This window comes from Sphingobium sp. C100, assembly GCF_000508185.1.
Taxonomy (GTDB): Bacteria; Pseudomonadota; Alphaproteobacteria; order Sphingomonadales; family Sphingomonadaceae; genus Sphingobium.
Window position 1 is genome coordinate 1 of the sequence record NZ_AYOY01000081.1, and the last position, 2,809, is coordinate 2,809.

At 60.8% G+C, this 2,809-nt stretch carries 4 protein-coding genes; all 4 read left to right on the forward strand.

Annotation, left to right across the window (positions count from 1 at the left end; all coding sequences use genetic code 11):
• The first annotated feature begins 102 nt into the window (after window positions 1–102).
• Window positions 103–477: an IS66-like element accessory protein TnpA gene (gene tnpA, locus C100_RS31475; protein WP_024018987.1), complete on the forward strand. Its 375-nt coding sequence runs from the start codon at window positions 103–105 to the stop codon at window positions 475–477.
• Complete coding sequence (gene tnpB, locus C100_RS47810) at window positions 474–821, forward strand: IS66 family insertion sequence element accessory protein TnpB (protein ID WP_268746837.1); 348 nt, start codon at window positions 474–476, stop codon at window positions 819–821. Before tnpA ends, tnpB begins: the two co-directional genes overlap by 4 nt.
• Window positions 822–882: 61 nt before the next feature.
• Complete coding sequence (tnpC, locus tag C100_RS31480) at window positions 883–2,496, forward strand: IS66 family transposase (RefSeq protein ID WP_024018988.1); 1,614 nt, start codon at window positions 883–885, stop codon at window positions 2,494–2,496.
• Window positions 2,496–2,792 carry a hypothetical protein gene (locus tag C100_RS31485; RefSeq protein WP_024018989.1) on the forward strand — a complete coding sequence of 99 codons (297 nt, stop codon included), beginning with the start codon at window positions 2,496–2,498 and terminating at the stop codon, window positions 2,790–2,792. Before tnpC ends, C100_RS31485 begins: the two co-directional genes overlap by 1 nt.
• Window positions 2,793–2,809: the final 17 nt, after the last annotated feature.

The window sequence follows — 2,809 nt, forward strand, 5'->3', positions numbered from 1 at the left end:
GCCGTAGCCGTCCGGTTGGTTCCGCCTGCCTGATAGCGCGATAATCTCTTAAGAGACGGTCATAGCGACGTCGCTAACGACGTCTCATGATTGAGGTTTGCGATGCGGGCGGAGATACTGGGTCAGGAACGGCGGCGCCGGTGGACTGATCAGCAGAAGGTGCAGATCGTCGGATCCATCGGCGTCAATGGCGCGACGCTGGCGGATGTGGCCCGCCGCCACGAGGTAACCCGACAGCAGATTTATACATGGCGCCATGACCTGAAGAAGCGTGGGCTATTGCTGGCTGCGGCTGAACCGGTCTTCCTCTCGGTGGGCATGCCTACCGTTCGAGGCGCTGAACTTGCCTACAACGTCAGCCCAGGTGCGACGTCGACGATCGAGTTGCGCCTGGCACAGAACCGGACTTTGCGCTTCGATAGTGACATTGAGGCCGTCACCTTGACCCAACTCATCCGATTGGTTGAGGCGGCGTGATCGGACCAGGAACCGGCGTTCGGGTTTATCTGGCCTGCGGCGTCACTGACATGCGCAAAGGCATTTCCGGCCTTGCTCAGCTGGCCCAGACGACGCTGCGACAGAATCCAACTGGCGGGGCCGTTTTCGCTTTTCGAGGACGACGCGGTGACAGAGTGAAGCTACTTTACTGGGATGGCCAGGGGTTTTGCCTGTACTACAAGGTCTTGCAGCGGGGCCGTTTTCCTTGGCCCTCTGCGGCAGACGGAACCGCACGATTGACGTCAGCGCAGCTCGCGATGCTCTGGGAAGGCATTGACTGGAGGCGCCCGGATTGGGGTGCGCCGCCGGCCCACGTGGGCTGATTTTCTTACCGAATCTGCCTGTTTTTGTGGATTTTCCTGCTGCTCGTTGGTAAAAAGGATCATGCTGAACGCAGCGCAAAATCTTCCCGAAGACCCGGCTTTGCTGAAGGCTATGATCGCCGATTTGCAGGCTGAAAACGCGAAGTTGACGGCAGCGGTCCGTGCACACGATCTGGTGGTTCAGGCCCTGCGTCTGCGGATTGCCAAACTGAAGAAGCAGGCCTTCGGCAAGTCCTCGGAGAAGATCGAACGCGAGATCGAGCAGCTGGAACTGGCGCTGGAGGATATTCTGGTCGCCGCGGCACAGACCGTTGCGTTGACGAGTGATGTCAACGAGGATGAGGAGCCCGCAGCTCCCGTCAGCGCACGTGGCAAAGCCCGGCGCCCGCGCGTTGCGACGGACACGCCGCGCGAGCGCAACGAACTCGACCCGGGCAGCGCCTGTCCCGATTGCGGGGGCGAGTTACGCCTCGTCGGCGAGGACGTGAGCGAAATCCTTGAGATGATCACGGCCAAGCTGAAAGTGATCGAGGTGGCGCGTCCGAAGAAATCTTGCCGCTGCTGCGAGAAGATGGTGCAGGTGCCGGCCCCGAGCCGCCCGATCCCCGGCAGCATGGCCGGAAGCAGCCTGCTTGCTTACGTGCTCGTCTCAAAGTTCGACGATCACTTGCCGCTGTACCGGCAGAATGAGATTCTTGCCCGCATGGGTGCCGACATTCCCCGCAGCACGCTGGCTGACTGGTGTGGCAAGGCAATGCGAACCCTGCTGCCCTTGATCGAGCGTATTGAGAGCTCGGTTCTGGCCAGCGACGTTATCCATGCCGATGATACACCGATCCAGGTACTGGATCACACGAGGAGGGCCAAAGGGCTTGGCAAGGGTGTGAGGCAAGGAAGGATCTGGGGTTATGTCTGCGATCAACGTCCGTGGAACGGGCCGCAGCCGCCAGGTGTGGTCTATCGCTTCGCTCCCAACTGGAAGGCGGAGCATGTGCAGAACCACCTTTGCAATGCGAGCGGTATTCTCCAGGCCGACGCCTACAAGGGATATACAAAGCTGTACGAAACCGGCGCGGATGGCACACCGCGGTTCCGGGAGGCTGCCTGCTTCGCCCATTGGCGGCGTGACTTCCATGACATCTGGAAAGCGAACAAATCCCAGATCGCGCGGGAGGCCCTCGATCGTATCGGCCAGTTGTATGACATCGAGCGCGAAATCGCCGGCAAACCTGCCGATGTTCGGCGCGCCGTGCGCCAGGAGCATAGCAAGCCCAAGCACGAGGCATTGCGCGCATGGGCCGAGCAGCAACTTACCCGCATCCCGGTCAAGGGCGACCTGGCCAGCGCCTTTCGTTATGGTCTGGGCCGCTGGCCGGCCTTCTCACTGTTCATCGAAGATGGGCGCGTCGCCATCGACAACAATGCCGCTGAGCGAGCCGTAAGGCCCATTGGTCTGGGACGACGCAACTGGCTCTTCGCCGGCGCCGACACAGGCGCCGAAACGCTGGCACGGGCCATGACACTTATCGAAAGTGCCAAGATGAACGGCTTGGATCCGCAAGCTTACCTCGCTGATGTGCTCGACCGTATCCACGACCACAAGATCAACCGCATCGACGAATTGTTGCCTTGGAAATGGACGCCGATGAGTGCGCAGCAAGCCCTCGCAGCCTGATGGCCACGATCACGCACGTGCGTACCTTGGACTATGCCGCCAAAATGCTCGGCGAGGACGTGGAGCTGCTGGAAGCCATCGTCTGGAATGGCGACAATCTGACATACGGCACCATCATCAGTGTCTACACTGGCTCGGACCAAGCGAGCACCGCGCTAACCGACGACGGCGTCGAAGAACTGAGCGACATGCTCAGAGATGCACGTCGCACCACCGAGACCTGGCACGGCTTTCTCGATGACTTCGTCGATGATCCCGAGCTCGCCGCCCGCTTCAAGGCCCAAACGCCGCGGTAACAATCGGACGGTTACGA